Annotated in this window: 23 protein-coding genes and 1 pseudogene; 9 read left to right on the top strand and 15 right to left on the bottom strand. The window is 46.3% G+C overall.

Annotation, left to right across the window (positions count from 1 at the left end; genetic code table 11):
* Nucleotides 1-264 (top strand): annotated as a pseudogene (locus C942_RS01365) (calcium-binding protein); the annotation flags it as partial.
* Between the two features lie 101 nt (nucleotides 265-365).
* Here the strand turns inward: C942_RS01365 and yedF are convergent.
* From yedF to C942_RS01390, 5 genes are all read right to left on the bottom strand, one after another.
* The gene (gene yedF / locus C942_RS24265) at nucleotides 366-929 is read right to left on the bottom strand and encodes a sulfurtransferase-like selenium metabolism protein YedF (RefSeq protein WP_007461618.1); all 564 of its coding nucleotides are present in this window, start codon (nucleotides 927-929) and stop codon (nucleotides 366-368) included.
* Nucleotides 913-1,191 (bottom strand): DUF3343 domain-containing protein, encoded by a 279-nt coding sequence (locus C942_RS01375; protein ID WP_007461620.1) that lies wholly within the window; start codon nucleotides 1,189-1,191, stop codon nucleotides 913-915. The genes yedF and C942_RS01375 overlap by 17 nt, the downstream gene beginning before the upstream one ends.
* Nucleotides 1,192-1,202: 11 nt before the next feature.
* Nucleotides 1,203-1,988, bottom strand: a complete 786-nt coding sequence (locus tag C942_RS01380) for an acyl-CoA dehydratase activase (RefSeq protein ID WP_007461622.1) — start codon at nucleotides 1,986-1,988, stop codon at nucleotides 1,203-1,205.
* Nucleotides 1,985-3,169, bottom strand: a complete 1,185-nt coding sequence (locus C942_RS01385) for a double-cubane-cluster-containing anaerobic reductase (protein WP_083882287.1) — start codon at nucleotides 3,167-3,169, stop codon at nucleotides 1,985-1,987. Before C942_RS01385 ends, C942_RS01380 begins: the two co-directional genes overlap by 4 nt.
* A gap of 104 nt (nucleotides 3,170-3,273) precedes the next feature.
* Nucleotides 3,274-4,425 (bottom strand): aminotransferase class V-fold PLP-dependent enzyme, encoded by a 1,152-nt coding sequence (locus C942_RS01390; protein ID WP_007461626.1) that lies wholly within the window; start codon nucleotides 4,423-4,425, stop codon nucleotides 3,274-3,276.
* A gap of 607 nt (nucleotides 4,426-5,032) precedes the next feature.
* Here C942_RS01390 and C942_RS01395 point away from each other — a divergent pair.
* From C942_RS01395 to C942_RS01405, 3 genes are all read left to right on the top strand, one after another.
* Entirely contained in the window at nucleotides 5,033-6,004 is a 972-nt protein-coding gene (locus C942_RS01395; protein ID WP_007461633.1) for a leukocidin family pore-forming toxin, read from the top strand.
* 290 nt (nucleotides 6,005-6,294) lie between these two features.
* Nucleotides 6,295-7,773 (top strand): methyl-accepting chemotaxis protein, encoded by a 1,479-nt coding sequence (locus tag C942_RS01400; protein WP_007461635.1) that lies wholly within the window; start codon nucleotides 6,295-6,297, stop codon nucleotides 7,771-7,773.
* 262 nt (nucleotides 7,774-8,035) lie between these two features.
* The gene (locus C942_RS01405) at nucleotides 8,036-8,542 is read left to right on the top strand and encodes a glycine cleavage system protein R (RefSeq protein ID WP_007461637.1); all 507 of its coding nucleotides are present in this window, start codon (nucleotides 8,036-8,038) and stop codon (nucleotides 8,540-8,542) included.
* Nucleotides 8,543-8,624: 82 nt separating this feature from the next.
* Here the strand turns inward: C942_RS01405 and lpxM are convergent, their stop codons facing one another.
* Entirely contained in the window at nucleotides 8,625-9,563 is a 939-nt protein-coding gene (gene lpxM, locus C942_RS01410; protein ID WP_007461639.1) for a lauroyl-Kdo(2)-lipid IV(A) myristoyltransferase, read from the bottom strand.
* Between the two features lie 338 nt (nucleotides 9,564-9,901).
* On the opposite strand from lpxM, the gene C942_RS01415 reads away from it, so the two are divergent.
* Nucleotides 9,902-10,642, top strand: coding sequence for a glycerophosphoryl diester phosphodiesterase (locus C942_RS01415; protein WP_036798332.1), 741 nt, complete (start codon nucleotides 9,902-9,904; stop codon nucleotides 10,640-10,642).
* 74 nt (nucleotides 10,643-10,716) lie between these two features.
* Here the strand turns inward: C942_RS01415 and C942_RS01420 are convergent, their stop codons facing one another.
* The 8 genes from C942_RS01420 to dinG all read right to left on the bottom strand — a co-directional run bounded on the left by C942_RS01420 (nucleotide 10,717) and on the right by dinG (nucleotide 18,609).
* Nucleotides 10,717-11,133 (bottom strand): MarR family winged helix-turn-helix transcriptional regulator, encoded by a 417-nt coding sequence (locus C942_RS01420; protein ID WP_007461645.1) that lies wholly within the window; start codon nucleotides 11,131-11,133, stop codon nucleotides 10,717-10,719.
* 13 nt (nucleotides 11,134-11,146) lie between these two features.
* Nucleotides 11,147-12,085 (bottom strand): CDF family Co(II)/Ni(II) efflux transporter DmeF, encoded by a 939-nt coding sequence (gene dmeF, locus C942_RS01425; RefSeq protein WP_007461648.1) that lies wholly within the window; start codon nucleotides 12,083-12,085, stop codon nucleotides 11,147-11,149.
* Nucleotides 12,086-12,280: 195 nt separating this feature from the next.
* Complete coding sequence (locus tag C942_RS01430; RefSeq protein ID WP_007461650.1) at nucleotides 12,281-13,612, bottom strand: hypothetical protein; 1,332 nt, start codon at nucleotides 13,610-13,612, stop codon at nucleotides 12,281-12,283.
* A 354-nt stretch (nucleotides 13,613-13,966) separates the two neighbouring features.
* On the bottom strand, nucleotides 13,967-14,137 hold the full coding sequence (gene rsmS / locus C942_RS24515; RefSeq protein ID WP_007461651.1) for a pleiotropic regulatory protein RsmS: 171 nt from the start codon (nucleotides 14,135-14,137) through the stop codon (nucleotides 13,967-13,969).
* An 89-nt stretch (nucleotides 14,138-14,226) separates the two neighbouring features.
* The gene (locus C942_RS01435) at nucleotides 14,227-15,162 is read right to left on the bottom strand and encodes a histone deacetylase family protein (RefSeq protein ID WP_007461654.1); all 936 of its coding nucleotides are present in this window, start codon (nucleotides 15,160-15,162) and stop codon (nucleotides 14,227-14,229) included.
* A 3-nt stretch (nucleotides 15,163-15,165) separates the two neighbouring features.
* A complete protein-coding gene (priC, locus tag C942_RS01440; RefSeq protein WP_007461656.1) occupies nucleotides 15,166-15,717 on the bottom strand; it encodes a primosomal replication protein PriC in 552 nt (183 codons plus the stop codon).
* Between the two features lie 14 nt (nucleotides 15,718-15,731).
* Nucleotides 15,732-16,505, bottom strand: coding sequence for a sulfite exporter TauE/SafE family protein (locus C942_RS01445; protein ID WP_036798335.1), 774 nt, complete (start codon nucleotides 16,503-16,505; stop codon nucleotides 15,732-15,734).
* Between the two features lie 25 nt (nucleotides 16,506-16,530).
* Nucleotides 16,531-18,609, bottom strand: coding sequence for an ATP-dependent DNA helicase DinG (gene dinG / locus C942_RS01450; protein ID WP_007461661.1), 2,079 nt, complete (start codon nucleotides 18,607-18,609; stop codon nucleotides 16,531-16,533).
* 539 nt (nucleotides 18,610-19,148) lie between these two features.
* On the opposite strand from dinG, the gene C942_RS01455 reads away from it, so the two are divergent.
* Nucleotides 19,149-20,111, top strand: coding sequence for a porin (locus tag C942_RS01455; protein ID WP_007461663.1), 963 nt, complete (start codon nucleotides 19,149-19,151; stop codon nucleotides 20,109-20,111).
* Between the two features lie 93 nt (nucleotides 20,112-20,204).
* Nucleotides 20,205-20,843 (top strand): YccT family protein, encoded by a 639-nt coding sequence (locus C942_RS01460; protein WP_036798462.1) that lies wholly within the window; start codon nucleotides 20,205-20,207, stop codon nucleotides 20,841-20,843.
* A 117-nt stretch (nucleotides 20,844-20,960) separates the two neighbouring features.
* On the opposite strand, the gene C942_RS01465 is transcribed toward C942_RS01460, so the two are convergent.
* Nucleotides 20,961-21,323 (bottom strand): TraR/DksA C4-type zinc finger protein, encoded by a 363-nt coding sequence (locus C942_RS01465; RefSeq protein ID WP_007461667.1) that lies wholly within the window; start codon nucleotides 21,321-21,323, stop codon nucleotides 20,961-20,963.
* A gap of 393 nt (nucleotides 21,324-21,716) precedes the next feature.
* Here C942_RS01465 and C942_RS01475 point away from each other — a divergent pair, with 393 nt between their 5' ends.
* Nucleotides 21,717-22,127, top strand: coding sequence for a YbaN family protein (locus C942_RS01475; protein ID WP_007461672.1), 411 nt, complete (start codon nucleotides 21,717-21,719; stop codon nucleotides 22,125-22,127).
* A gap of 182 nt (nucleotides 22,128-22,309) precedes the next feature.
* On the top strand, nucleotides 22,310-22,855 hold the full coding sequence (apt, locus tag C942_RS01480; protein ID WP_036798468.1) for an adenine phosphoribosyltransferase: 546 nt from the start codon (nucleotides 22,310-22,312) through the stop codon (nucleotides 22,853-22,855).
* Nucleotides 22,856-22,921 lie beyond the last annotated feature (66 nt).

Below are 22,921 nucleotides of genomic sequence, written 5' to 3' on the forward strand. Positions count from 1 at the left end.
AGCGTCGGCTCAGTGACCTTTGCTGATTACTTCAACGGTAATCGTGCAGATTTGGTTATCGGCATGGGCGAGAAAGATGCAGCCGGTGAGCGTGAATACAGTGCTCTGTCTGATAACGCTGTCGATGCTTTGGTACAGGCGATGAGCAGCTTTGCACCTCAGGCTGGTGACAATGGCTTCATCGACAACCTGGACAGCAAGGCACGTGTTGCCGTGACAACGGCATGGTCTGATGTGACTAACGGCAAGGGCGCGATAGCTTAAGACGTAACTAACATCAGGTTTAAAGACGAAATAAAATCAAAGCCGCTTCCCTTTTGGGAGGCGGCTTTTTTATCACTTGTGCTTTGTCTGCTAATAGAGTCTTACAGACTGATAACTTCTTTTTGTTTGTGATAGATGCCGATCAGGTCGTGCATGGTACCAACACGGCCTACAGCCAACTTGTCTTTGATACCGAAGAAGTCCAGGCAGGTGCCGCAGACGATAATTTCAGTGCCTTTTTCTTCCAGCTTCTGCAGAGCGGCCAGGGCATCAGCACCTTCCACACACAGCTTAGCGGCGGTGTTCATGAAGAAAATTGAAGCCGGAACCTGCTCATAATCGGAGCTGACATTGAAAAATGCATTCATCAGCTTGTGACCAATTACATCATCGCCTTTTCCTAAAGTGTCAGAGCCGACAACATAGGATTTTTGCTTCATGATTTGTTCGTCGGCAAAGCTGGCGATAATGGTTTGCCCTTCTTCTGCCTGAAGTACTTCACAGGTCGCGCCGTGCTGAGCAAGAGCTTTGATCAGCGCAGTGGTGTTTTCCTGATCTGAGCTGAGTATCTCCAGAGAAGCCAGTTCCTGTGCCTTTAATGCCTGCTCGAGAAGAGTAAGGGCTTGATCCTGGTTGATACCGCGAACATCAATTTTGTTGTGCATAATGTTTTACTCCATCGATCAGTTGTCTTGTGTAGATATGTGAGAAGGTCACGGTCAGCTGTTCCAGCTTTGCGGCCAGCTCCTGGCATTCGCAGTTCTCCAGCAGAAGACAAAAGCCGCACTGTGAACTGATTGCCCTTGGTGCTGAAATCAGACGAGAGGCCATGCCTGACTTTTTCAGTGCACTTTCAGCTTTCAGCGCAAAGTGGCTGGAGGTGAAGGTGACGATGTAATCCATCGTCGTTACTGCTGACGCTGTCATAATGTTTCCTGTTACTGATTTTGCGATACGGTCTGGTGGCCGATAATGGCAGCCCCCAGGGCGCCGGTAAGCTGCGGGCTGCACGGCGCAGTAATAGTTGGGTCACCGACATGTTCACGGATGGCTTCCAGTACGCCGGGGTTTTGTGCAACACCACCGGTGAAGACGATTTGTCCCTGAAATCCGACTTTGCGACCGAGCGATACAACGCGCTTGGCAACGGAGCGGAAAACGCCGCGCAGGATCACTTCGGCAGGAATCCCTCTGTGCAGCAGGCCAACGACTTCGGATTCGGCAAAAACGGCGCACATGGATGAGATTTCACAGGTCTCATTGCATGACAAAGCGGCCTGGCCAATTTCTTCTACCGGCATGTTTAAGGTATGCGCTACCATTTCAATAAATTTGCCGGTTCCGGCGGCGCAGCGGTCATTCATGACAAAGTCGGCCACTTTACCCTGTTCGGAAACCTGTACGACTTTGGAATCCTGCCCGCCGATATCAATAATGGTTCTGACGTTCGGGCACAGGAAGGCTACTCCGGCGGTATGGCAGATGATTTCCGATGAGGCTTTATCTGCCAGTTCGAAATAGTTGCGCCCATAGCCGGTCGCGACCGTCATAGCGACATCTGAGCGGGTCATATGGTTGGCCGCAAGCATTTCCAGGTAAGTTCGCTCGGTATTTTCCTGCGGCGCTGAGCCACTCAGGGTAACGGCGGAATCGAGAATTTTTTCGCCATCAAAGAGAACGACTTTGATGGTCCGAGAGCCGATATCGACACCACATGTGATCATTGCGTTAACTCCAGCAGGGTTTGAACACGGACCTTGAGCTGTTCTCGGTCCGAGCTTGAATAATCGGTTTCAACTTTCATGTACGGCAGTCCCAGTTCATTGCGAACGAAGTCATGGAGCAGGACAGATTCGACGTTATAGGTGTGGCAGGCTTGCCAGACCAGGTCGATAACAGCGTCGGCCTGATAATCCCGGGCTAAGGTTTTCAGCATCTCTTCACGTTTTTTGTTCGGCGTCATGCAGGAGCAAGGGATGTTGAAGTGTTTGCGAGCGATAGCTTCCAGCGGATCACCCTGTTCAGACACTTCTTCGTAAACGCCTTTAATACCGGAGCAGGCCTCTTGCACAACGACAACACCGCCGCACTCTTCAATGATTTCAATCAGCTTCTCTGTGCCATGGCCGGTTGGGCAGCCGGTTAACAGGATACGTGGGGCATGAATAGGCGCGGCCTGATAACCCTGAGCGATCCTTTCCTGTGCCATAGTCAGGAAGTTTTCCATTTGTTCCATATGCTGGTAGAACCCAGCTACGCGGTAGCGGGTCTGAGCGACTTCATAACCGGATACGATTGAAGGTTTGTGCTTACCCAGTTCCTGAATAGCAAGGATCAGGCGGCGTTCTTCGTTCATGGCCTTGATGGCATCACGCAATTTCTGTTCGGTGATTTTTAGCTGGAAGGTTTGCTCCAGTTTTTCCTTCATCTCTTCCACTTCTGCCAGCCAATGCTTGAATGCCCGCTCTTCATCCGGCTTTTGTGTCAGCTCAAGCACATGCATGTTTTTGTCACGCGACAGCACTTCATACATTTTCTTTTTGCCGTCGCAGGTGGTTTCCGCAACCAGCAGATCAGAATCGTTGAGCAATGGGCAGCCGCCAGTCAGGGCATAGCCGAAAGAAGATTTGATCATCGGGCACAGGTTGGCTGGTAACAGAGTTTCGGCGTGACTGATGGTGTTCTGGCTGGTACCACACAGACAGATAGGCACTGCATCGGCAGCGAGGATCAGATCGCGTGGAGTGAATTCACAATAGAAGCCGACAATGCCACGTCCTGCGGCCTTTTGCTCCGAAACATAGCGGATTTCATCAGAAATTGCGCTTTTGAAATAGTCGAGAGCTGAAGTGTCGGGGCTTTGAGTGTGTGGTGGTTGAACCGTGGTATTGCTCATTGCCATCATTGCATTCCTTTGTTTCTTATATGAATAATGAAAGTTTGTGCCGGACACTAAACATTCCCGGCACTTTGAATATCGTCATTGGTCCCAAATTATGGGTAGAAGGATTAATGTGAAGCGATTTGCTCGATCACAGTAAGAACCCGGTTAATGTCATCGGCTGTAGTAAATGCGCCGACACTCAGGCGGACTGTGCCGTCAGGGAAGGTCCCCATAGTTTTATGTGAAGCTGGCGAGCAGTGCAGTCCGGTACGACAGTAAATTCCGTGGTCATAGGCCAGCATTTCGTCGACTTCTCCGTTGTCCTTGCCTTCGATAATCAGCGAAACTACACCGACGCGAGGCATTTCGGCTGTCGGGCCGAACACTTTCACCCCGGGAATGGCGTTAAGCCCTTCAAGTAGCTGTGTTGTCAGTTGTTGTTCGTGTTGGAAGACAGATTCCACGCTTTGCTCTTCAAGCCAGCTGATACCAGCATTTAAACCGGCAATGCCGGGAAGGTTAGGGGTGCCGCTTTCAAGCGCGTCGGGCAGAAAATCGGGTTGGTTTTCTAGTTCTGAATTGCTACCGGTGCCGCCGCTAATAAGTGGAGTCAGGCCTGCTTTCTGTGCCCGTGAATTTAATATCAGACCGCCAATCCCCATTGGCCCGAGTAGTCCTTTGTGACCAGTGAAAGCCAGAAAGTCGATGTTGGTTTTGGTCATATCAATCGGAATGCAACCGGCTGTCTGGGCTGTATCAACCAGAAACAAACGGTTTTGCTCTCGGCAGAGTCTGCCGATATCTGCGATTGGCTGTAAGGTGCCAAACGTGTTGGAGCCATGGTTAATTGCTATTAGTTTTGTTGCCGGGGTTATGGCGGCAGCAATGTCTTCGATATCGATCAGCCCGGTTTCAGAGTTGCAGGGAATAACCGTAACAGTGATGCCGTCCTGCTCTAGTTGGCGCAGAGGGCGCATCATGGCGTTGTGTTCCATGCTGCTGACGATAACTTCGTCTCCGGCTTTCAGTAAGCCCTTGAGCGCAAGGTTCAGTGATTCGGTGATGTTGCCGGTGAAAATGGCTTGGGCAGAATCTTCTGCACCGAAAAAATTAAGTAACCTTTCCCGTGTTTCAAAGATCAGTCGGGCACCGTCATTGGCCAGCGGATGACTGGCGCGTCCGGGGTTGGCGCAGCCCTGGCTGATGAAATGGGTCATCGCATCAACAACTGAAGCGGGTTTGGGGTTACTGGTGGCTGCGTGATCAAGGTAAATCATGGCTACAACATCTCTTATCCAACATCGAATACCTTTCCCGTATAACGAGACAGTGCCGCCGGCTCCCGGAGGCGATGATTATAGTCTTGATTTAATTGGTGAACTTCAGTGAGCCTAGTCTCATATCTTTGATTGTAAAGAGGCAATAATTTTGGATTGTTGCAATCGTTACCATTAATGTGTGATGGATGTTGTCTTTGTGGTTGACTGGTAACAATTTTTCCAATGTTAGCACCATTTGTTCACTTGTCGCTTAGTTCTTTAATGATCACCACTTGTGTAAAAATGAGGCGAAATGAACGGTTTTTCAGCTTTTATTGATAGGGTTATCTGATTAAGATCAATTTAATTGACATTAATTCTCATTTGGGGGCAGGCGTTCTGTTTGTTTCTTTATGACTATTTGACAATCCTATCTTCACTGAATGAATTTGCATTGGCAAAAGGTATTACTGTTGTTTTTCTTATTCCTTTTGCTGTTTTTGGTTTTGTTTTTTGACTATTTTGTCAGCGTATTTTATTCAGGTCTGTCCAGTTTTGGGGTTTGTTGATGCCATGAAATGATGCTGTTAGGTTTTTTGGTAGTTCCAATTCAATGGATAAAATAATGAATAAGAAAATATTGCTGCCCTTAATGATGGGCCTTTCCGCAGCTGCGTCAGTTTCTGCTAATGATGTTGTTGAGAGTGTTCTTGTCGACGATATCGCGTTAAACGGTTACACCAAGAAGAGTTATGAGGTGGTGCTGCAAAGCGAACCTGAACTTTTCCCGTACGCTTTCCGAGGCAGCCGGGTTCAGATGAAACTGCTGGTTGAACTTTTCCACAACTCAACCAATGGCAAGAAAGCGGCTCGTGTTATTACTCTGGGCAATGGTTATATTCCGGGTAAACCGGGTGTGGATCTGACCCATGATGCACCACTACTTGCTCGTTTCACTCAGAACTATCCTGTTGCTTTTGATTACAGCATTTACCAAGCAGGTGGTACGCCGATTTTCGGTGAAGATTATTCACCACAGAATGAAACCAATGACATTTCAGTTTCCACTACAACAGTTGCTCCATCGATTGGCCTGACGGCGACAGCTACACCAGGCGCTGCACCTAACTTTACTGGTTCACTGAGCAGCCAGCTAGGTGTTGCTTACACGTCGCGTTATTCCAGCAAGGATTATGTAACTGCGGTTAAGCCACATGCGGCGATTAAGCGCGGTACAGGGGTGAAGTGGAGTACTTCTCTTAACCAGCTTTATACCAATGATTATCAGTACTACGGTAAGTGGGCCGGCGTATATCACTACACAGACTGTTACAACGAAAACCTGTTACCGGAAGAAAACCTGCCTCGCCTGATTTATGGCTTCAAACCTAAGTTCCAGTACGTGTTTACTCCTGAGTTTGAGCAGGGAACAGAGCCGCAAACGGATATGATCGTCCGTGCCGGAATGAAGCAGGTTGAAGAAGGCTTCAGCCGCAGTGCTTGTACTTGGTCAGATTATGGTACTAAGACGCACTACACAGAGGCGCAGGTTCGTTTCACTATCGATTGGAATAACTTAGCGGTAAACAAGCAATAAGATACTTGCTGTTCGGAACTGATAGTTATTTGTATGCGGCTGTTAAAGCCGCATACTGTTCTCTTATCTCTTATCTCTTATCTCTTATCTCTTATCTCTTATCTCGATTCTTACCGAACTCTTAAACTAACCTATTAACAGTGATTCATAGTGAACTCTAACTAATTGTGATCATTGTCTATATTCCTTGAAATAATCGTTTTTCATATCACTAAAACATCGGTTATGCATCACAAGTTGCTGGGGATAGCTGTTACCATGATTTTTTTGACTTTTTACATGGAAAAAAAATGAGAGAAGTTGAATTCAGAACAGTCGATCGCCTGTTTGTCAAAATGTCTATCAATGACAAATTCTGGTTATTGTTCATTGCAATAGCGGCGGTTGTTGTTGGAATCTCAGGTAGCCATTATTATTCTGCACTTGCTCGGATTGAGGCTGCATCCTTGATGCAGGCGGAAGCCAGAGTAACAGCGACGGTGGATACCATTCAGTCAGTAGGGCTCAGTTCTGAGGTACAGACACAAACATTGGCGCGACAGAATATCCGGATTGTGTCGAATAATGTGGTGTCATCCCGTCAAGGGGATGTGCTGACGGCGGCTGTCACTGTTCCTGGAAAAGGTACAGCAGTATTGACTCAGTCTGTTGGTAGCGCTGAGGATGATGCAAAATCGCAGGCCCGCTCTCATTTTCTTTACTCCCTGTTGGTATTGCTGCCTGCTGGTCTACTTTGCTACTGGCTTGCGACTTTCCTTGGTGGTGCGCTGTGGGTGATGTATCAAGCGACTCGTCGTATTGCCGACGGTGATTTAACCTCTCGCCTTGGTTTCCATGTAGGCCGCGATGAATTTGGGATTATCGGTTTTGAGCTGGACCGTACCATGGATACGCTGAGTGAACTGGTTGAAACGGTGAAAGAAAGCTCAGTTACCCTGCATGGCACTGCGTCAACATTCGGTCAGGAAGCTCAGAACTCAGAACAGCAGATCAATCAGCAGTATACCTCTTTGGATTCGGTCGCTACGGCGATGGAAGAGATGACTGCGTCAGCAAAAGATATCGCAGGTATTGCGGTGCAGGCTTGTGATCAGTCCGAACAGGATGCAACCAAAGTTGGCCAGAGCAACGAGAAAGTACAGAACGCCATTGTGGTGATCACTAAGCTGTCTGAACAGACAGACGCTGCTTCGGCAACAGTTAACAGCCTCAATGAAAAAGCAACTGAAATCACGGAAGTGATTACGACCATCAATGCAATTTCAGAACAGACTAACCTGCTAGCGTTGAATGCAGCCATTGAAGCGGCACGTGCCGGTGAACAGGGCCGAGGTTTTGCCGTTGTTGCTGATGAAGTTCGTACCCTAGCCGGACGAACCCAGCAGGCTACGGTTGAGATTCAGACGATGATCGACAAACTTCAGGCTGAAACCAATGGGATCTCCCGGATCACTGAAGAAACGTTGGAGCAGGCATATCAGAGTCGCGAAATGATCACCGAGATCGGCGATGACGTAAACCATATTGCTGAGTCAGCCAAGCTGGTGATGGATATGAGTACTCAGATCGCAGCCGCTGCAGAGCAGCAAACGGCGGTGGCCAACGATATTGCTTCTGAGTTGCATGATATCCGTAACCAGTCGAGTGTAATTCGTTCGGCAACAGAGCAGTCGGTTTCCGGCGTGCAAGAATTAACAGATGCTTCTCAAGCGCTGGGTGATATTCTGGAAAAATACCGGACAGTAGGTGTAAACCAGGTCAACGGTTAATCTCCCCGTTTAGTTTTATTAATCAAATGCCAGTCTGCTCAAGCTGACTGGCATTTTTTTATGAATAAAAGGTTGTGGATTTCGGTGCTTAGAACTGCATTTATGCAATCTTGGCATATAAAAGTATGTTTTTATGCATGGTTAGTATGAGGTGAATCACTGCATAAAGTCAGCTTGCTTGCTAGTCTCAAAGGGTAACCAATATTTTTGTTGTGGTTACAATGCGTTAATACATTGATGTATTTACAGAGGGGGATAGCTTATGAACACTCAGTTGACGATTACCATTGCGGGTCAGGATCACCCTCAATTAATTAATCAGCTTGCAGCGAAAACTCATGAACTGGGCGGCAAATGGTTGATCAGTAAAATTAATCGCCTTGATAACCAGATCGTGGGGATCATAAAAGTTGATATTCCCGCAGATAATGCGCAGCTACTGAAAGGTGAGTTCACCCGAATTCCCGAATTACATGCACGTGTTATTGATGTCACTCAGCCGGTTCCGCTGGGTAAATTTGAGCAGCTTAAGCTTAAAGTTGAATCTAATGATCGCTCTGGACTGGTACACGATCTGACTAATGTTCTGGATGATATCGGTATTGATATTATTCATATCGAAAACCACAGGATTGGTGTTCCGGATCTTGGTAAGGCGTTGTTTGTAGCAGAACTGCTGGTGGATGTTCCTGCTGAAGTGAATGTCGAGCAGCTACTGGAAGCCATGCAGCAGGTCGAAGAAGATATGCGGGTCAGTGTTGTAGATTGATAGTGAACTGAAGAATAAATAACAGAACGGCGTGAAGTATTCACTTCACGCCGTTTTTTATAGATATTAAATAATGTACTGTTTAGTCGCGTCGAGTGCCGTCAGTACGGGTACGGAAGATATTCATGATCCACATGTACTGCTCAGGATTAGAGCGGATCATATCTTCAAGTACTTTATTCATTCGGATCGCGTCGGTACGTTCATCACCGGAAGGGAAGTTCTCCAACGGAGCCTGGATTTTCAGCTCAAATTTTCCAGTATCGATGTTGAAGCCTGGGAAAACCGGGACAACGGCAGAATTTGACAGTTTAGCCAGTTTGCCGACACCTTTCAGGGTCGCTTTCTCATGGCCAAAGAAAGGAGCAAAGACACTCTGGCTGACACCATGATCTTCATCCGGCAGGTAGTAGGCCAGATAACCGTCTTTGATCGATTTCAGGTAAGGTTTGATACCTTGGTTTCGTTGATAAATCCGGCCGCCGAAAAGTCGGCGCTGACGGTTCATCAGCCATTCTGCAATCGGATTTCGCTGCGGGCGAACCATAGCTACCATAGGCATGCCTTTGGCGGCAAAATACAGCGCACTGAAATCAATCGCCCAGGTGTGCGGTACCAACATGATGATGTTCTTGTTTTGTTCACGCAGCTCGTGCAGGAAGTGTTCGCCCTCGACTTTATGACTGTTAAGAACATATCTGCGGCCTTTGATAAAAGGTTGGGCAAAGCCGAGCAAAATTGCTCCGGCTGTTGCGAAGGAATCCTCAAGCATTTTGAGTTGCTCTTCTTCACTTCGCTCCGGATAACACATTTGCAGGTTCATCATCGCCCGCTGTTTAGCTCGGTTGTTCTTCTGGACAAAGAATCGTGCCAGCCGGCGAGACATGGCTGCTCTCAGCTGGTGTGGTAGCAGGGCCAGCAAAATGGCAAACGGGATTCCCAGCCAGGTCAGCCAGTGCCGAGGATGAAGAAATGACGTGGTGAAAACCGGGTCGTACTCGCTGTACGTTTTATTGCTCATGTTGATAAATCCAAAGATGCTGTTTGGCCGTCAGCGAAGTGCTTTCCGCTAAAAGTATTTCCGCTAAATCTGCGCTAGATAAAATCGGGTATATATTCGATTGATATTACCTGTTTATCAATTTATTGCATTGGCATTCATTTTTCTCATTTAAGTGCTGAATTGTAAGTTTTACAGGATGGGAATCAAGCCTAACTAGCAGGAATGTCAGTTTCTTTCTATGTTGTCGGTGATTACTGAAGCAATAAAGGCGATAATTTAATGGATAGCAAGATATGTAGTTTGTTAATAATATCAAAGGTATGCTGAATTCAACGTCAGGAAAAACAGGTTTTTGCATGAAAAAATTATTCGCCCACCGTGGTATGTCGACGCTTGCACCAGAAAATACGTTGGCTGCGTTTTCGCTGTGCCACCAGCATGGTATTAAGTGGATTGAGTGTGATGTCGATATCCTGTCTGATGGAACAGTAGTTGTTTCCCACGATGATACGCTTGATCGTTGTACCGACCACAGCGGCAGCCTTTATGACATGACACAGGCAGATTTGACTGAAATAGATGCCGGAAGCTGGTTTCATGATGATTATATTGGTGAACCGCTCCCGACATTTGAGCAGTTGATTGAGCTGGTTAATCAACATCAGCTCAATATCAATGTTGAGATTAAGTCGTGTACTGCTGGCTGGGAGATGACGGATAAGTTGCTGACTAATGTTACCTCTGGGCTAGAGAAACTGGATTCAGAGCGAGAGTTGATCGTTTCTTGTTTCAATCACTTGGCATTGGCGGAATTTAAACGTCGCCGACCACAGACTCAGGTTGCCTGTCTGTTTGAAAGTGCAACACTTGGGGATGATTGGCAGTCAGTATTGCAGGCCTGTGAGGCAGACTATATCCATCCTGAAGATGAAGGTTTGACCCGGGAGATGGTGGAATCGTTCAAGGCGGCAGGTTACAAGATAAATGTTTATACCGTTAATGACTTAGCTCGGGCCAACCAGCTATTTAATTGGGGCGTGGATGGGGTCTTTACCGATATTGCTCATCGTTTTCCGTCGAAATATAAGCAAAGCTGAAAGTACTTCAAACCATTTATAAAATGTAAAAAACGCAGGTTTCAGCCTGCGTTTTTTGTTCTAAGAGGAATTGATTAGAATTCCTGATTCATTTTCTTTAGATAGCTGAGCAGGTTCTGCCGCTCGGTGTCATCCAGCTTTGCGGTAATGTCCTGAGTCAGTGCCAGGTGCAGGTTATCGTGCTCCTGGTACATTTCCTGCCCTTTCTCTGTCAGCTCAACCAGAATTGAACGGCGGTCAGATTCGTGCGGTCTGCGTTGTATCAGATCTGTATTAACCATTTTGTCGACCTGAACAGTCAGGGTGCCGGTAGTTACACCTATCTTATCTGCCAGTTCCTTCATGCGCATGGCACCGTGAACACCGAGAATTTCTACGATATGCACCTGGGGCAGGGTAAAGCCTTTACCTCTGACGACTGACTGCTCCCATGATGAAAGCTTCTCGTAAAACTCAATGATGGTGTGGTTTAACTGTTCAATCTCGTTCATGAAAAATCCGTTGTCAGTGTGTGTCCTGACAGCTGTTTACTTCTATGGTCAGGTGGCTGATTTTATCGAATTTCTCAAGTAATTGCTTGTAAACCTGCACCGGTTTCGGTTCATGGGTAACCAGAGAAATCATCGCAGCATAGTGGTTGGCACTGATTTTCCAGATATGAATATCACTGATCCTGATATCAGTGCCTTCTTCCAGTGTATTGATGATTTGTTGCTGATAGCCATCTTCAATACTGCTGTCGAGCAGGATAGGACCGGTTTGTTTCATCAGCCCCCAGGCCCAGCGGGTAATAATAACGGCACCGACGATCCCCATAATGGCATCAAGCCAGTTGAAGCCGTAGTACTTGCCAAACAACAGGGCAGCGATTGCCAGCAACGAGGTTAAAGCATCAGCAAGAACGTGGAAATAGGCGGCTTTCAGGTTATGGTCATGATGGTGGTGAGTATGGTCATGACTGTGGTGATCATGATCGTGGTGATGGTGGTGATCGTCTTTGAGTAAGAAGACACTGGCTATGTTAACCGTTAGGCCGATGACCGCAACCAGGATCGCTTCGTTGAAACGGATAGCTTCTGGGGAGAATAAACGCTGAACAGATTCAACCATCATCAGTAACGCAACCAGGCCGAGAGCTATGGCACTGGTGAAACCGCCCAGAACACTTACCTTTCCAGTACCAAATGAAAAGGCTTTGTTGTTGGTGTGCTTTCGGGCGTAGCGGTAGGCAAAAATGGTGATAAGAAAAGCAGCTGCATGGGTACCCATATGCCAGCCATCGGCTAGTAAGGCCATTGAGCCGAAGACGCTGCCGGCTGCAATTTCGGCAACCATAGTGATCAGGGTCAGCCATAACACCCAAAGAGTTCGTTTTTCACCGTTGGGGTTTATGGATACAAAGTCATGTTTATGTTGCCAGTGGTTGATTGAGTGTGAATGCACCGTGTTGCTCCGTGTAAATTAGTTTGAAACTTATATTGTTTGGTTTTCAAAGTATATTTTCATTATATAGTTTGAAGATCAAGGTAAATTTCTTATTTGTCAGGATCTTCATCAAATAGCGTAGATTGGAGATAAAAAAACGCCTCCCTGATGACAGGAAGGCGCTTTTAAATTGAAGTAATGAAGAGGAGCTTTTTAGCCCTGATTAGCGGTGGCTGCTTCTTCGGAAGGTACCTGAACCGGTTGCTCTGGTTGGACCGGAGTTGGTGTCTGAATCTCTGCTGCTTCAGCAGGTGTTGCCGCAGGAGCTGAAGCCGGAGCCTGAACTGGCGCAACTGTAGCTGTCTTAGTTGGTGCTACAGGTACAGGTTGTACTGGTACCGGTGGTGTTAGTGGTAGTACAGGTGCCTGCTGTGCAGCAAGAAGTTGGGCAGACAATTCAGCTACTTTTTGCTCAAGAATTGCAGCTCGGGCTTTTTCATCACCTAGTTCGCTGCGCAGTTTTTGCTGGGCAATTGCAGACTCTTGCTCACCTTGCTGGTTGGCTTTGATAAAGTCGACAAGGTGTTTGCCTTGCTTGCTGATAGGTTGATCACGAACATCTTCTGAGCCAAGTGCAAGCGAGACATTCAGCAGGATCTTCTCGAAGCTCAGGACATGGCGCTCGTAGTCTTTCTCTGGCATCGCCTTTAGCTTTTTCACCACGTTAGCGACTTGCTGAGCGTGCTTCAGTGAGAACATAGCTTCGTCGGCTTTGTCGATGATTTGCGCTGTAGCGCGAGGTTCGGCTGCAATGAAAGCTTCTGCTGCTTTTACTGCTGCTGCACCCTGAGCTAAGGTTTCTGGCGCATGCATGCTGATACGGGCTTGTTTTAAGCGCTTAAGCTCTTTTTGTGCATCGAACAGGTAGATGCGGGTTACCGTGCGAACTTCAAGTGCGCGCTGCTTGCGAACAAGTTCTGGCTGGGCACTGATTGCTCTTTCAGCCTTTTCATCAGCAACATAGTCGACCAGCGTTTTAACTTTTCTCTCTAACTGTTTTGCTGATGTAGGGTAATATTTAACAGCGTTAATTTTATTCAATTGATCGCGGTAGCTAAGAGCTTCTTCTAATACTGTTTGCACTGAAACACGAATAGCTTCTGCTTTAGTTAAATGTGCACTGAATTTAGCAAGGCTTTCTTCTGTAGCCTGAATATTCGTTGTTGAGCTGAAGAAGCCACTGCTGCTATTAGCTTCATTGGGATCAAGCTCATATTCGGCATAATATTCTTTAGCTTCGGCAAGGGCATTTTGCGCATCACGAATTTGAAGTGTAGCAAACCAATCAAGTTTGTTTTCTTTCGCCTCTTGAAGTTTTTTCTCAGCTGAATCAATGGATTGTTTAACCTTGTTGATTTGAACTGAAACTTGCTCCTGGGCCTGGTTGGTTTCCAATGGGAGCGATGATGTGGACGCTGAATCAGATGCACACCCTGACAGTGCAACAGCGGCAGCTAGTGCTGCAATTTTAAATTCCCTCTTCATGAGGACTCCTTGATTGTGGAATTAAACAATAAAAATAAAAACAATTAGCGCTGTAGTAATAATATACGCTGCCCGTATTTTAGATATATTTCACCAGAAATTAAATCGGATGAAACTTATTTATTGTGATTTTTGACGTCTAAATAAAATAGATGATCGATTGACAGTTTGATTAATTATTGGTCATTTTTTTGACGCATTGGTGGTTAGTGAAGTTATTATTTTAACGGAGAACGTAGTGGTGAAAAAATACACAAAAAGAGGGGGCAGCAGCTGTTGAAAACTGCTGCTGGCGGGTAGTTCACTTTATTCTGTTATTGAGCTGCGATAGATATTTTATGTCAGGGGGCTGGTTCAGCTGTTCTGATTCAATTTTGCTTTAAGGTCCTGAGTTACAATCTCAAGGGCTGATAATGCAACTTCCGGTGAGATATCGTTGCTTTCGAGTAGGTAGATAAGGTCAACAGCCAGCTTGATCTCTTCCGGAGCATCATCAAGCGGGTTTTGTGTTTTGTTCTTTGTCATAATGCTTTTTGTCTAAATTCGTCATTAAGTACTTATTGAGCGAGCTTAACATTTTTTCAGGTTTGCCAGCATAGTATGATGGGTTGGCGTTATGGCCTGAACATTCGTTCTGGTTGGTAAACCGCGATAGCCGCATGTACTAACTGAGTATGTAATTTAATTAATTGTTGATGATCTTTACGGTATCCGCCACCTACGACAGCTGCTATAGGTATTCTGTCGCTGTGACAGTGGTTTAATACAAGGCGGTCTCGTTCGAATATTCCATTTAGGCTGATATCGAAATAACCGAGTTCGTCATCCTTATGAATATCAACTCCGGCATCGTATAGGATGAAATCTGGCTGGTGCTGGGCAAGAGCTAAGTTAAGAATGCTTTCGAAGGTTTCGATGTATTCGTTGGTTGTTGTCGATTTGGGTAAGGCAAGATCGATATCCGAATCCGGCTTTCGGGCCGGGAAATTTTTGTCACAGTGGACAGAAAACGTAATGATGTTTGGCTCATCGGCTAACAAGGTTGCGGTGCCATCGCCTTGATGGACATCGCAGTCAATGATCATTACTTTTTCGATACCATCTAATGTCAGGGCATGGCGGGCAGCAAAAGCCAAGTCATTTATCAGGCAGAAACCGCTGCCAAAATCATGATGGGCATGGTGATAACCGCCGCTGAGGTGGATTCCGATCCCATGTTCAAATGCAAGATCAACGGTGAGCCGGGTACCGGCAGCGGACATCAAAGTACGATCGATCAGCTGTTGACTCCATGGGAAGCCGATTCTGCGCATTTTTGCAGCAGGCAGGGAATTGTTTACCAGCGCCTCAATATAATCAGGGCAATGCAGGCTTTTCAGTTCATGTGCTTCGATGGGTATTGGCTGATGAAAGGCTGTAATGGCGCGATTGGTTATGTTTAACTCGCAATTGAGGTAATCGTAAAGCAGCCGATATTTGGTTATCGGGTAGCGGTGGCCTTCAGGCAGATCGAGCTGGGAATAAATCGGATGATAAACAAGCGGTAGCATGAATTATCCTTTTCGCTCTCTCTGGCTGATCTCTTTTTCGATTTTGGCGAGTGATGCACGGCAACGGCTCAGACGACCATCTAGCGCCAATACTTCTTTTTGCATTTTCTGCTGTTCTGCCAGTGTAGTACAGCGAGTGAGCATCATTTCTTTGTCTCGCTGCATGGCAGCCAGTCTGCGCTCCCAGTCCTGGTGTTGTGCCAGATCCTGATAGAGCTCATGAATCGGTCGGCGCCAGCCTTGATTTCGTTTAGGTTCATTTTTACGAATCTGCTTAGTTGCCAGTTCTCGCTGGATTGCCTGAATCTGTGCGACTAACTTTTCACAGATATGCTGAGTACGGGTTGTATTCAACTTTCCAGCCCTGCGCTCATCCCTCAATGCTTTGATTTCGCTGCGGACTTCATTGACACAGGGGGTCAGTAGTTTACTCCGGCACAGGAATAGCTGCTCATCAAACAGGGGGCGTTGTGCTTCTCCGCGTTTGCGATCGGTCTGAGCCGCTTCGTGTGCCAGTTGGTCAAGGATATTTTCCAGGCGTTTTAAATCAGGCATAGAGTTTCCGTAAATCAGAACCAGGCTTGCCAGGCTAGTTTAATGGCTAATACGATAACGACAGTCACAAATACCGGACGGATGAATTTGGCACCGAACCGAATGGCAGAGTGGGCACCAATGTAAGCACCCAGCATTAAGCATAAGCCCATGGTCAGGCCGAGGGCGAAATTAATATGTCCCAATACAGCAAAGGTAATGAGGGAAGTCATATTACTGGTGAAGTTCATGGCTTTTGCCAGTCCGGATGCCATCAGGATATCCAGACGGTAGAGTGCCATATTTGAAACGGTCCAAAATGCTCCGGTTCCGGGGCCGGCGAGGCCATCGTAAAAACCGAGAGTGCTTCCCTGCAGCCACTGTTTTTTTGTCAGCTGGCGACATTTTTCCGGTAGTTTGTGCTCTTTGCCTTTTGGCTGCGGGTGCCAGACTGTGTAAATAGCAACCGCCAAAATGATTAGAGGTAGTACTTTTTCAAGCCAGTCGGTACTGATGAGATCTACAACTAAAGTACCGCCAATGGCACCGCAAAGGGTGGCCAGGAATGATGCACGCCAGAACGCCGGAGAAAACAGTTGCTTCCGGTAATAGGTCCATGCCGCAGTTGAAGAAGCAAAGGTAGCTGCCAGTTTATTGGTACCCAGGGCGATATGCGGCGGTAGCCCGAGAGACAATAGGGCCGGGACAGTCAGCATTCCGCCTCCGCCGGCAACGGCATCAATAAATCCTGCAGCGAAAGCTACCAGACCAAGTATGATCATCACACCTGGTTCAATCATTTCTATCATTAATCGTTATCTTGGTTGATCAGTATTATGGATATTCGATGACGCGTTTAAATGGCGGTAAAGAGTCCAGCAACGCCTTGCCGTAGCGGCGGTTAATCACCCTGCGGTCAAGCAGCACGACTCTACCAGAATCCTGTTCTTTTCGCAGCAGGCGTCCGGCAGATTGGATCAGCTTTTTACTGGCTTCCGGTACTGAAATTTGCAGGAAAGGATTGCCGCCACGGCTTTCAATATATTCGGCATGAGCTTCTTCGACCGGTGAGGTCGGTACTGCAAATGGGATTTTTGTAATAATAAGGTTAGTCAGCAAGTCTCCCGGCAGGTCGAGCCCTTCAGAAAAACTTCCTGTGCCGAATAAAATGCTGGTTTTACCTTTTTTACAGTTTTCTTTATGTTTTTTTAGGGTTTCATTTCGGGATTCTTCCCCCTGAACCAGTAGTTCCCACTTGTTTTTCTTCGCTAAAGGTTTGAGTTCTTCGGCGACTTTGTTCATCTGCCAGTAGGAAGAGAACAGAACCAGGCTCGATTTCTCACCTTCCAGATACTCCGGCAGCGTTTTGACTAGTAGGTCTGTGAATTTTTCTGATTGTGGTTCCAGCGACATTGCCGGAATAACTAATCTGGCATTATTTTGGTAGTCAAAAGGAGAAGCCAGCGCCAGAAAGCGGGTTCCGTCTGTCTCAAAGATTCCTGCTTGTCTACAGAAGTAGTCAAATTTGTTCAGTGCTCTAATGGTTGCCGATACCAGCACCGAGCCAGCAGCTCGGCTCCAGAGCTGCTGATCAAGGCGATAGCCGACTTCAAGCGGTGAGACTTCAATAATATAGTCGCCTTCCCGATCCGGGTTCTTTTCAATCCAGCGCGCAAGCGGAGCACCTTTATCCTTATTTGGTTGGGCCATTAATGCCCAGACTTTTTCCAGGTTCTCCAGACGTTGCAAATAAAAGCCGGATTCAGCCAGAGCAGGTTCGCCAAGGCGAACCATGATTTCATTGTCTTTAAGGCGTTCTGCAATTAAGTCATGGATTTTACCGAGTGATTGCAGTGCTTTTTTGCTGGCTTCTTTACAACTTTTTGCTTCTTCTGTCAGCCAGGTTGGCAGTTCGCCGTGTTCAAAACGATAGATGCCATCCTTATTAAACAGGCTTGGGTCGATATTTTTAGCGATTTGTCTCAACGCCGGGATCAGGTGGGCGATGTTTTCGTTTAGTGTGGTCTGGAAGCGGCCTGACTTTTTATAGTCGGCAAGTTCCGCCATTTTTGCTGTTGATTGATTCAGCTTTTCAAGCCAGTTTGAGGCCCCGATCAAGCTCGCAGCTGCAGCAGAGAAATCACGGGCAACCTGAGGCAAGTGATGGGCTTCATCAATTACATAAATTGTCTGTTCTGGTTCGGGCAGGATGATGCCTCCGCCGAGTTCAATATCAGCCATCAGTAGAGCATGGTTCGCAATGATCACATCAGCTTTTTCCAAATGCTCACGGGCTTTGGCAAAAGGGCAGTTACGGTGCTTGGGCAAACCGGCATGACAGCTGTGCTTGTCAGCAACGATTTGTTGCCAGATTCGGTCCGGTATCGTTGTCGGCCAGCTGTCACGGTCTCCATCCCACTTCTGAGCCTCTTTTGCTTTGAGCATTCGCTTCAAAAGTTCTAAATCGGACTTTTTAGGTTTTTCTTCCCAAAGTGCAACCTGTTGGTCGGCTTCTGTACTACAGCTGGCTTCAAGTTTATGGCTACAGCAATAGCGCTGCCTACCTTTAGCCAGAATGAAGCTGAACTCTTTAGGAAAAATGCGGTTGAACAGAGGCAGGTCTTTATGGATTAGCTGCTCCTGTAGCGCAACGGTAGCTGTGGAGATCAAGATTTTTTTATTGTTGAACAAAGCAAACGGAATGCCGCCCAACAGATATGAAAGAGATTTACCTATCCCCGTTCCGGCTTCAGCAACCAGCATTCGGTGTTTTGGGTGATATTCACCAGCCAGGGTTTTGGCTATTTCTGCCACAAGATAGTTTTGTGCTCGTCTGGGAATGAAGTTGTCGAGCTGGTTTCCCAGGTTCTCATAGCATTGTTTGATATCACGTTTTATCTGGCTGTGTAGCATAACTGAAACATTGTCGGGACAGGGGCGGGCAGTATACCACGAACCGATAAATGTGAGCGTTGGCGTGTTCTGGATAATTTCATGAGCAAAATGAGATTTGGCTCACGAAATAAGATTGAACCTAATTTAGAAAAAGTGATGAGCTGTTTATAAACAAGGGATTAACTATATAAACCGCAAAGCGGTAGGGTTTTATTCTGTATTTTGTGTTTTTTTGTTCTTTATGAAGTTTTTTGTCTTGTTATTTGTGGTTGTTAATTAAGCGTTCAGCAAGGAATTTAGCAATGAATGGTGTTCAATAAATACTCAATGGTGGTCGTAACTCGTTGATAATTATTCTCTTTGATGTTTTTTGATGCCTGTTTTAGGTTATTTGACATCAAGATAAAACTTCTGTCAGGATGATGCCCACAAGTTACTCATCTTTGGTTTTTTTATCTTTCTTTATACGAGAAAGCGATGGAAACCAGAGGCGATATAAAGAAAAGGAATTCTGGAAACAGGAATTCCAGTCTAAATAAGAAAAGGCAGTGGATATCATGAAAAAGACTCTTCTTGCACTATCAGTTCTAGCAGCAGGTACTGCTAACGCAGGCGTTAACCTTTACGACCAAGACGGCGTTCTAGTTGACCTTTCTGCTGCAGCTGAAGTTCAATACATTCAGGAAATCGTAAACAAAGATTCAAACGATGACGCAGGCATTCGTCTAGACGACGGTGATCTTGCTCTGAACACAACTATCGCAGTTAACGACCAGCTAAACGCTCTGGGTGGTATTGCGTTCAAGTTCGAATCTAAAGAAGTTAAGAACGACGAACTATGGGTTGGTCTAGGCGGTGACTTCGGTACGCTAACTTTCGGTCGTCAGCTACTAATCTCTGATGACTCTGGTATCGGTAAAGATATCGAGCTAGGTTTTGAACAAATCAGCTTTGGTACTACTGAAGGCGAAGAAACTGTCAAGTATGTATTTGACAACGGTCAGTTCTACTTTGGTTTCTCTCACGATCTAGATGCTGAAGGTTCTAAGCCTGCTGATGAGCGCTTCCAGAAGAACGACGGTACTATCACTGATGCTCGTCTAGGTGCGCGTTTTGCTGACTTTGACGTACGTGGCTACTACTACACTTCTGAAACTGCTTCTTCTGTAACTCCTAAAGTTGAGACTGATGCATTCAACCTAGAAGCAGAGTACGTAATGGATGCATTCGCATTCGCTGCTTCTTACGGCCAGGTTGAAAAGAAATCAGGTGGTGTTGTTGAGAACGATATCGATGCTATCGAAATCAATGGCTCTTACACTCTAGGCAAGAACACTTTTGCTCTGGGTTACAACCGTCTAGATGACAGCAAAAAAGACAATACTGTTGATAACGTTTACGCGAACGTTACTCACCAGCTACACAGCAATGTTAAAGCATACGCTGAGCTAGGTTGGGCTGATGCTGACAAGGCTGACTACGATCTAGGTTACCTAGTTGGTATGGAAGTTCTATTCTAAGATTACTTTAATCTGAGAATAAGAAAAAGCCGCCTTTTGGCGGCTTTTTTGTTATTTTATACTCCTGTTTCAATGTGTTGATTAGGGATGAAAATGAAAAAGATTTTATTTGCCGGGGTGATGGCATTGCCATTGAGTTTGCAGGCTGCAACACTGTCGACGGGTGACAATATTGAGTTAATGGCCGTTGACGGGAAGAAAGTTGAATCGACTTTTTGGAATCCGATAGAGAGTGTTGATCTGGCGCCGGGTAAGCATCAGGTTGTGGTTCGTTTTGATGGCGAACTTAAAAATGGTTCTAAGTCTAAAATGTACACCACGCGACCTTACTTGTTTGAGTTACAGGTGCCCGAGCAGGATTCTGTTATTATGCTGCCACGTTTGAACTCTGTAACACAAGCAAAGGCGCATTTTGAGCGAGGTCCGGAGTGGAAGCTTGAACTTTCTGATGGTTCAGTACGTGCGCTGAATTATGTTCCGCTTCATGGAAAAGGCTTTATTGCTCATAAAGACATTGAAGGTCTGGTTGCAGAGTATAACCGTCAGCACGGCATTACATTTGAGCAGGGCTATGCGGTTGACCTGAAAAAAGCAGCAGTAGAAGTCACGGACAAAGGTGAAGTGAAGATCACCGGTGATGCGCTTGCTCAGCTGAAGCTATGGTACAGCAAAGCGAATGCTGAAGAAAAAGCAGCGTTCCAGCAGTGGGCTAAAGAGCAGGACGCACTGTGATTTAATGCTCATTGTTATTAATTCTAACGGGTTAAAGCAACCGGAATTTTGCGGGGCAATCTGACTTTCGGATATTAGTATTGGAATCTGATTGGTGATTTGTCCCGCTTGTTTTGTTCAGGCATGATGATAACGGCTGTGAATGCGGCAAGCGCGACAGCGTGGTTGTGCCGGATCAGCTTGCAGATCTTCCATTTCAATTTCTTCTTCACAGTCCACACACAGCCCGTACATGCCCAGTTTTATTGAGCATACGGCGGCATCCACTTTTTCCATTCTAACGGCCATATCAAAAAGATTCGGAATAAAGGATGATTTCGCCATAGTGATCAGCTCACTGAGGTCGGCGTTTTTAATCGCTTCTGCTGACGGCACCAGCGTGTTGAGCTGCATTTCGAGCCTTAGTTCACTGGCTAGAGCACCATGTTCCTGAGCCAGCTGTTCTTGCAGAAGCTGGTAAGTAATCTCTGACGTTGTCATATCTCTGTATTGTCTTAATTTGTAATATTTTCAGTCTAAGGTTGCTGACGCGATTGATTGTGATTTGAATCAAACCTTTAGAGGGTAATCAGGTTAATAACCCTAATTTTGTTCGGTTTTTGTCGCATAACTAATCCGATATAGTGATTTTGCTTAAGAACGAACCCCAATTGGTTCCAGAACTGGCCCCAACGAAGGGCTGGAAAAGTATTAGTTATAACCCTCAATAAAGGAAGCGTAACATGGAACAAGGATTTAAAGACCCTTATAATTTTAAGTATTTTGTCGGTTTTCTGATGGCATTAGCATTGCCGACATTGCCTGCAAGTTTGACCTGGCTGGGTGTGTTGGCTTCATAATACCAACAGCTCTCTGCTCGGCAGGAGAGGGGATGTGAAAGACTTAGTTAAGCGAGCTTTACTGCTCAGTATCGGTTGGTTATCTGTGGTTTTAGGCGTACTTGGTGTATTTCTGCCATTATTGCCGACTACGCCTTTCCTGCTATTGGCCAGTGCCTGCTTTATGCGCGGTTCCCCCCGCCTGAGCCGCTGGCTACATCAACATCCTCATTTTGGTCCTGTTTTGCGTAACTGGCATGAAAACCGGGCTATATCAAAAACAGTGAAGCGACGGGCTAATATCACCATTGTTGCCAGCTTTTCGCTGTCGATTCTTCTGGTGCCTTTGCTTTGGCATAAAGTCATGCTGGTAGTGATTGGTACGGTTCTGCTGGTTTGGTTTAATCGGCTGCCTGTAATTGAAAATCAAAGTAAACCATTACATCAGCAGGTTATCAGTAAGTAATCCGACCTGTGTCAAATTTAGCTCTGATTGGTGGTAAAGTTACAAGCATATTTGTTGCTCCGTCTGGGGAAAATCAATAATATTTGCGTTTGGATTTTATTTGCCTGCTGATAATGGGTAACCACAGCAGGCTTTTTAATTAGCTCTACAGCCCTTGCCTGAAAGGTGCACGGAAAATGATTATGACTCAAGAAAACCTCGCTTTGATCAAGAGCAGCATCAAATCAATCCCAGACTATCCAAAGCCGGGCATTTTGTTCCGCGACGTAACAAGCCTGATGGAAAACCCAACGGCATATAGCCTGACGATGAAAGTGTTGCTTGAACAGTTCCGTGATAAAGGTATTACCAAGGTGATCGGAACTGAAGCGCGTGGTTTTCTGTTTGGTGCTCCTTTAGCACTGGAACTGGGTGTAGGTTTCGTTCCTGTTCGTAAGCCTGGCAAACTACCACGTGAAGTGATTGGCGAAAGCTATGAATTGGAATATGGTCAGGATACGCTGGAAATTCACGTTGATGCCATTGAAGAAGGCGACAAGGTACTGCTTGTTGATGACCTGCTGGCAACCGGTGGTACCATTGAAGCAACAACCAAACTGGTTCGTCGCCTTGGTGGTGTTGTTGAAGACGCGGCGTTTGTGATTAACCTGCCTGAGCTGGGTGGCGCTAAACGTTTGGAAGGCATGGGCCTTAACATCTTCAGCATTTGTGACTTCGAAGGTCACTAATTCCTCCCCGCCGGTCTTTCTGGCGAATCATTGGGCGCTCATGGTAGCGCCCTCTCGCTCAAAAAT

Origin of the sequence: Photobacterium marinum (assembly GCF_000331515.1) — a bacterium.
Classification (GTDB): domain Bacteria; phylum Pseudomonadota; class Gammaproteobacteria; order Enterobacterales; family Vibrionaceae; genus Photobacterium; species Photobacterium marinum.